At 70.4% G+C, this 7,545-nt stretch carries 4 protein-coding genes; 1 reads left to right on the forward strand and 3 read right to left on the reverse strand.

All coding sequences use genetic code 11. The features are described from left to right. Positions 1-51: 51 nt before the first annotated feature. The 3 genes from ACFVWD_RS28825 to ACFVWD_RS28835 are packed head-to-tail and all read right to left on the reverse strand — an operon-like array spanning position 52 to position 5,832. Positions 52-1,584: an alpha-L-fucosidase gene (locus ACFVWD_RS28825; protein WP_389600229.1), complete on the reverse strand. Its 1,533-nt coding sequence runs from the start codon at positions 1,582-1,584 to the stop codon at positions 52-54. A gap of 20 nt (positions 1,585-1,604) precedes the next feature. Then, positions 1,605-3,500, reverse strand: a complete 1,896-nt coding sequence (locus ACFVWD_RS28830; protein WP_389600231.1) for a family 20 glycosylhydrolase — start codon at positions 3,498-3,500, stop codon at positions 1,605-1,607. After that, positions 3,493-5,832, reverse strand: coding sequence for an alpha-L-fucosidase (locus tag ACFVWD_RS28835; protein ID WP_389600233.1), 2,340 nt, complete (start codon positions 5,830-5,832; stop codon positions 3,493-3,495). The genes ACFVWD_RS28830 and ACFVWD_RS28835 overlap by 8 nt, the downstream gene beginning before the upstream one ends. 253 nt (positions 5,833-6,085) lie before the next feature. Here ACFVWD_RS28835 and ACFVWD_RS28840 point away from each other — a divergent pair, with 253 nt between their 5' ends. Then, entirely contained in the window at positions 6,086-7,429 is a 1,344-nt protein-coding gene (locus ACFVWD_RS28840) for an amidase (RefSeq protein ID WP_389600235.1), read from the forward strand. Positions 7,430-7,545 lie beyond the last annotated feature (116 nt).

Below are 7,545 nucleotides of genomic sequence, written 5' to 3' on the forward strand. Positions count from 1 at the left end.
CTGAAGACGGTGAGGGGTGGACGCCGAGCGGGGCATCCACCCCCGTACGCGTCAGATCCGTGAGCGATGGAGCGCGAACTCCGCGATCCGCGCGGTCTGCCGTGACCGCGTCACCCGAAGGCGCCAGCGCCGGGCCCGTACGGGCGCGGGGAGCAGCAGGATCCGGCTCGCTCCGATCGTGCCCGCCCCGGCCACCCGCCTCCAGACGCCCGCTCCGTACGCCTCGACGACGAAGCTCTCGACCTGCTGGCCGTGCCGGATGTCCTCGGCGAGCCGGATCCGGTCCACTTCGCGCTCCGCACCGAGGTCGACGGTGAAGACCCCCGGGGAGGACCGGACCACGGCCCCGCGCCCCAGGTCCTCCGGCAGCTCCCGGTCCACGCGTTCGCGGAACTCGCGCAGCCGCACCACGTCGGCGGCCGGCAGCAATCCCTGCGTGTCGGGTGGGATGTTGAGCAGCAGCACCGAGTTGCGGCCGACCGAGCGGAAGTAGATGTCGGTCAACTCGTCCACGCTCTTGGGCTGTTGGTCGGCGTGGTAGAACCAGCCGTCGCGGATGGACACATCGCACTCGGCCGGCCACCACTGCAGATAGTCGGCCACCGGAAGGGCCGCCACGAGCGCGGCCCGGCTGCCCTCGTCGGGTGCGTCGTAGGCCAGCGCGTAGTCGGTGCGGCCGTTGTCCTTCTCCGTGACCGGTACGACGCTCCACTCGTCCTCGCGGGCGAGCCCGCCCTCGTTGCCGACCCAGCGCACATCGGGCCCGGACACGGCGATCGAGGCGTCGGGGGCGAGGGCCCGGACCAGCGCGTACCAGCTGTCCCAGTCGTACTTCTCCACCTTGTCGGGCGGAATGCGGCCCTGGGCTCCGTCGAACCACACCTCGTCGACGGGTCCGTACTCGGTGAGCACTTCGTAGAGCTGGTTGAGCATATGGGCGCCGTAGTCGGTGGCGTCTAGCGTGAACGCCCTTGGGTCCGTACGGTCGTCGCCGTCGACGAGCGTCGGGATGGTGCGCTCCGTGCGCGCGCTGCCGTTGGCGTACACGCCGTGCAGGTACTGGTTCTCGTCGGCCGGTGAGATGTAGACGCCGACCTTGATCCCGTGGCGGCGCATCGAGTCGGCGAAGGAGCGCAGCACGTCGCCCCGCCCGCCGCGCCAACTGCTCGACGCCACCGAGTGGTCGGTGTAGCGCGACGGGTGGAGGACGAACCCGTCGTGGTGCTTGACGGTGAGGATGGCGAGCTCGAAGCCGCCGTCGCGCAGGGCGCGGGCCCACTGGTCGGTGTCGAGCCCGACGGGCTGGAAGACGTCCGGGTCCTCGTCACCGGTCCCCCATTCCAGGCCGGTGAAGGTGTTCACGCCGAAGTGCAGGAAGGCGGTGCGTCCGAGGTTCTGCCAGGCGATCTGCCGTGCGGTGGGGCGTACTCGGGAGGCCTTGCGGACCAGGTCGTCCTCGGTGTCGGAGGGGCTGACGGGGATGCGGGAGGGAGCTTCGCCGGGGGCCGCGAGGGCGACGGATGTGCCGGAGGACGCGACGAGGGCGGTGGATGCCAGGACGAAGAGGCGTCTGGAGATGGTCATGGGGTGGGGGGCTCCTCTCATCAGTGGATGGTCAACTGCCAGACGGACGGCTGCTCTTGGTCCGGCGGGTACTGGAGGAGCCGTCCTTCGTCCGTCACGTGCACCGCCATCCGCGTGATCGCGTTGACCAGCCGGTATCCGCCGCCGCGCACCGGCTCCAGCTCCCAGCGCTGCAAGGTGTCCGCGGCGACGCACGGCGATTCGGTCACCTCGACACCGGGGTCCAGGGGCACGTTCAGAGTGAGCTTCCCGCCGCTCACCTCCAGACAGCCGCCGCCCGTCGTGGACCGCAGGGTCACATAGCCGTCCGCGGTCCGCCGGACCTGGAGATCGGCGGTCGCGGCCCCACCGCGGAAGGTGTACGTCCCCTCGGCCCCCGGCACCCGGGTCAGGTCCCGCCACCCGGGCGCGTGCCCCACGGCCGCACCGCGGGCGGTGAACTCGGCATACGTCGGGTCGGGGTGCGCCGAGCCCCAGGTGACCTGGGCGATGTGCCGCAGGGCCGGGTCCATGGCCGTCGCGACCTCGTTCTCGGTCTCCCCGCGCCCGTTGTCCGGCCAGAGGCTGATCTTCGCCCCGGTGACGCCCGCGCGTGAGGCGAGCTTCTCGCCCTCGAAACTGCGCGGGTCCCAGCTCTGGTCGTACAGCGCCTTGGTGTCGGTGTGGAAGCCGCCGCGGACGAGGTAGAGGGAGTAGGCGGCGTTCATCAACGGATAGCCCTGCGCGATGAGTTGGCTGGGCTTGGTCGCTACGTTCAGCCAGTGCTCGACCGTCGTACCGGCCGTGACGGGCACGGTGTTGGCGCCGGTGAGACCGTCGTTCCAGATGCGCAGCTTCTTGCCCTTGGCCGCCGCGTAGGCCTGGACACGGTTGACGAAGTCGATGAACGCGTCCTGCGGAGTGGCGCTCGCGCCGTATCTGGCCCGTGCGTAGGCGAGGATCTGCGGGTACTTGGCGAAGTCGGAGCCGAGCATGTACTCGTCGGCGCCCATGTGCCAGGACCCGGACGTGAACACCTGCGCGTACTCGTCGATCAGGCTCGTGTAGTACGTGAAGGCCGCGTCCTGTGTGATGTCGAGCCGCGCGGGCTGCTTCACTCCGTCGGCGTCGGTGAGCTGGAGGTCCGGGCGGTTCTGGATCCAGGGGTCCATGTGTCCGGGCGAGTTGATCTCCGGGATGATCTCGACGTGGTACTTCTCGCCGAGGGCCACGAGCCGGCGGATCTCGTCCTTGGTGTAATAGCCCCAGGTGTCGGCCTCGGGATGGACGTCGCTCTTCACCTTCAGTTCGAGCAGCAGCTGGTTGAGCTTGTGGTACGCCATGTCGCGTACGAGGTTCTCCAGCCAGGGCGTCGAGATGTGGACGTAGCAGGCGCAGACGCCGACACCGCGTTCCTTGTACTGGGGCACGTCGACCGTGCTCCCGGCGGGCACGCGGTCGCTCCGGGCCAGGAGTTGGAGGAGGGTCCGGGTGCCGTAGAAGGCACCGGTCTCGGCGGCGGCGGTCACCACCAGGCTTTTGCCCGCACGCAGTTCGTATCCCTCCGCACCGAGCCGCGACGAGGACGAGTTGACGCCGATCACGATGTCACCCGCGTGCGCGCCCTGCCGTAGGACAGGAACGGTGCCGTGGCCCGCCGCGCGCAGATCGTCGGCGAGAGTGTCCGCGACCCGGCGCGCCGCGGGGTCGCGCGCGACGATGCGGGAGCCGGGACCGAAGGAGTAACTGCCTTGTTCCGATTTCCAGTTGGAGAGGGCGGGGACCGTGACGGGAGGCACCGCCGCCGTCCGCGCCTGAGCCGTCCCCGCCAGCGCCGGGACCGGCGTCGCGAGCGTCAGCAGCAGCGCCGCCACGCAGCCGGCGGCCCTCCGCGTCCACCTGCTCCGAACGGACCGTGCGGCGCGTCGGTCAGCCATGCCACTCCACCTTGAACACCCACACGTACTGCCCCGCCTTGCGGGCCGCTTCCGGCACGTCGATGACCAGAGACCCGCCGCTCACCGTCCAGGTCAGCGGACGGTCGTGACCGAGCATGGTCACCTTGTCCCCGCCGCGGATCGGCACCGGCGCCTCGACGGTCAGTGTGGCGCCGGGCGCGGTCAGCGAGTGGATGTAGAACGCCTCGTTCTGCCGGACCGTGAACCGCAGGTCCGCGCCGAGCTGTGCCATCCGCGACCAGTACGTGGTGTCGTAGATCGCCTCGCCGTTGGTCCTGAGCCAGCGGCCGGTCTCGCGCAGCCGGGTCTGCATGATCTCCGGGATGGTGCCGTCCGCGCGGGGGCCGATGTCCAGCAGGAAGTTGCCGTTCTTCGACACGATGTCGACCAGGCTGTGTACGACCTCCTCGGCGGTCATGTAGGCGGCGTCGGGCGTCGCCTTGTTGTAGCCGTAGCTGAAGGGGTCGAGTCCCCGGCTCGACTCCCACTTCGCGACGACCGTGTTCTCGTACGTCGTGTACTCGGGGGTGGTGAAGTCGTGGAAGCCGATGCCCGAACGGTTGTTGACGGTCACCTCGTACGGCTTGGGTCTGTTCTTGCCGTGGTTGAAGTACTCGGCGAGGACATGCAGGCTGTCGTTCGCGCCGCCGATGTCGCACCAGATGAGGGACGGGTCGTAGCCGTCGATCAGTTCCAGCATCTGCGGGGCCTGATAGTCCTTCACATAGTCCTTGCCCGCCGTGTATCCGGTGTACGGGAGTGGCTCCAGCGTGTACGGATTGCGCGGGGCGTGGCCCATCCACGGGTTGTCGGGGTTGAACCACTCGGGCATGGAGAAGTACAGGCCGCGGTGCAGCTCGGGCGTGAACTTCTTCGAGGCGTCGAAGAGTTCACGGATCAGATCGCGCTTCGGGCCCATCTTCACGGCGTTGCGGTCGGAGACCTTGGTGTCCCACAGGGCGAAGCCCTCGTGGTGCTTGGAGGTGAGGACGTGGTACTCGGCTCCTGCGTCACGGAAGAGTTCCACCCAGGCCCGGGGGTCGAACTTCTCCGCCGTGAACATCGGGATGAAGTCGTCGTAGGCGAAGTTCTCGCCGTATGTGTCCCGGTGGTAGGCGTACACCGCGTTGTCCGGGCTCTGCAGGTGGTTCCAGTACCACTCGGCGTACTGCTTGCCGACCGGAGACCAGGCGGGCACCGAGTAGACACCCCAGTGGATGAAGATGCCGAACTTGGCGCGGTGGAACCAGTACGGGGCCTGGTGGCCGGCGAGAGAGCTCTCGGTGGGCTGGTAGTCCGGCACGCCGAGGGTCAACTCGCGCCCGGCAGAGGCGACTTGCTGCCCGCGTCCGGTAACGGTCACCTTTCCGGGCCGCGCGGTGCCCGGCGCCGTGCCCACGCGGTTGCGGATGCCGACCCTCACGCGCGCCTGCTCGCCGGGGTCGAGGCGGACGACGTGCGCGGGCTCGACGGTGCGGGCGCCCGGCACGTCGACGCCGACGGACACCCGGTCGCCGGCGAGGACGGCGACCGTGCCCGCGTTGACGACGGTGGCCTCCACGCTCTGCGCGCCGCTCGACTCCAGCAGGGAGAAGGTGGAGTGCGCGTCCCGCAGGGCCAACGCCCGCCCCTGGGCGGCCGGTTGGAGGGAGAGGGCGAAGAGGTGGAGGGAGGCTTTGCCGGCCTCGGCGGGGTTGGTGGTCGGCAGGGTGAGGGCGACCGCCTCGCGCTGGGGGTCGATCCACACCTCGGCCGTGCCGATCCCCACGCCGTGCTCGTCCTTCGTGCCGTCCGGCCGGTAGCGGTACGGGGCCGACAGCGACCCACCCGTCGCGTACCAGTCCGCGCCGCCGAGCCCGGCGGTGGTCGTCGAGCCGTCGGCGTAGTGCACGATGGCCCGCCCCGAGGCGTCGCCGTAGCTGCCCGCGGTGAGGAAGTGGGCCGAGAGATAGCGTCCGCGGGGGAGGTCGATGCGCTGGCCGAGGGCGACCACGTTGTTCCGGGCGCCCGCGGCGGAGGAGGGGAAGACGAACGCGATGCCGTCCACCTCGACGTTCCCCGCCGGGAGCTCCTCGCCGGGGAACGTGTACCCCGAGCCGTCGAAGCTGCCGCCGGGGGCGGCCGCCGTGTCGATGCCGTCGTTGTCGGTGTACGCGTCGAGCGGTACGGGGATCGGGTCGGGGACGGGAACCCACTGGCCGTGCGGCTCGACCGCCGGTCGCGCTTCGGCCGTGGCCGCGAGGGGAAGAGTGGCCGCGACGGCCACTCCGGCCGCGGCGCCCAGAACCTGACGTCTTGGATACGTGCTCATAGCGGCTCCAATTCATCGGATGTTTGATGATTGAGGCGCCACCAGATCCTGTCAATGGGGCGGGCAGGTACGAAAGTTGAGCAAGTGATCGGATGATCTGCGACTCTGCGGAGATACCGGACAAGCGTGAGCGCAAAAGTCCAAGAAGACCGGTCCGAATGTCCAAGGGCGACGGCTCTCGACGCGGCACCCCGCCGCCGGGCACAGTGCTCCTCGTACTCACCAGTAATCCCCCTGTCCCCGAGGAGCACCCGTGACCAGCTGGGTCGGCCGGACCGCCACCGAGATCGCCGCAGCCGTACGCGAGAAGCGGGCCACGCCCCGCGAGGTGGTGGCCGGCCACCTCGCGCGGATCAAGCGGCTCGACGCACGTGTGGGTGCCTTCCGTGTCGTGCGGTCCGAGGCCGCACTCGCGGAGGCCGACGAGCTGGCCGGCCGCTCGGATTTGGCCGAACTCCCCCTCGCGGGGGTGCCCGTGGCCGTCAAGGACAACCTCGCGGTGCGCGGCGAGTCGAACCGCAACGGCTCCGCCGCGACCGCGGACACCCCCGCCGATCACGACCATCCGACGGTGGCGCGGCTGCGCGCGGCGGGCGCCTTGGTCGTGGGCCTGACCAACGTGCCCGAGCTCTGTGTCTTCGGCACCTCCGAGGGTGTGCACGGCACGGCCCGCAACCCCTGGGACACCTCGCGCACGGCGGGCGGCTCCTCGGGCGGCAGCGCGGCCGCGGTCGCCGCCGGGATGGTGCCGATCGCGCTGGGCAACGACGGAATGGGTTCGCTGCGCATCCCGGCCGCCAACTGCGGCATCGTCGGCCTCAAGCCGGGCCGTGACACGATCCCGGCGGGCATCGGTCACGGCGACTGGTTCGGCATGTCGGAGAACGGGCCGCTCGCGACCACGGTCGAGGACGCCCGCCTGATGTTCGCGGTCCTGTCGGACACCGAGGCGATACGCCCCTCGGGCAACCTCGTCCGCAAGGTGGCCGTCTCCGTGCGCAGTCCGCTGGTCGGCGTGAGTGTCGGCCGCCCCTACGCGAACGCGGCCCGGGAGGCCGCCGAGTTGCTGGCCGGGGCGGGCCACGAGGTGCGGCCCGCCGACCCGCCGTACCCCTACTGGCTGGGCACCGCCGCGCTGATGCACTGGACGGCGGGCACCGCGGTGGACGCCGAGGACCTCGACCCGCGCCGGCTGACCCGGCGGACCCGGGTGCACGCCGCCGTGGGGCGCCGTTTCGTGGCCGGGGTGCGCACGGGTGAGCGCCGCGAGCAGCTGCGCGGGCGTCTGCGGCCGTTCTTCGCGGAGCACGACGTGCTGCTCACCCCGGCACTGGCCCGGCGGGGGCCGGCCGCCGCGCCGTGGCACAAGCGGGGCTGGCTGCGCAATGTACTGGTCAACACCAACTACTCGCCGCTGACGCCGCCGTGGAACCTCACCGGGTGGCCCGCGATGGCGGTACCGTTCGGAACCCTGCCGAGCGGGGCCCCGGCGGCCGTACAGCTGGTCGGACGACCCGGAACCGAGCTCGAACTCCTGGAGTTGGCAGGGCAGTTGGAGGAACTGCGGCCGTGGCGGCGGACGGCGCCACTGGACTGAGGAGCGGCGACAGGGCCTAGGTGTATTGATCACGAGCGTTGTTGACACGAACGGGTCTTGATCATGGCGAAGACCTCCGGTGTGGTGGAGCTGTCTAGGACTGCACCGCACGGAGG

This window comes from Streptomyces sp. NPDC058086 (assembly GCF_042885015.1).
Classification (GTDB): Bacteria; Actinomycetota; Actinomycetes; order Streptomycetales; family Streptomycetaceae; genus Streptomyces.

Coding starts and splice junctions, on each gene's coding strand:
- ACFVWD_RS28825 (WP_389600229.1), bottom strand. CDS start 1,584: ATGACCATCTCCAGACGCCTCTTCGTCCTGGCATCCACCGCCCTCGTC.
- ACFVWD_RS28830 (WP_389600231.1), bottom strand. CDS start 3,500: ATGGCTGACCGACGCGCCGCACGGTCCGTTCGGAGCAGGTGGACGCGG.
- ACFVWD_RS28835 (WP_389600233.1), bottom strand. CDS start 5,832: ATGAGCACGTATCCAAGACGTCAGGTTCTGGGCGCCGCGGCCGGAGTG.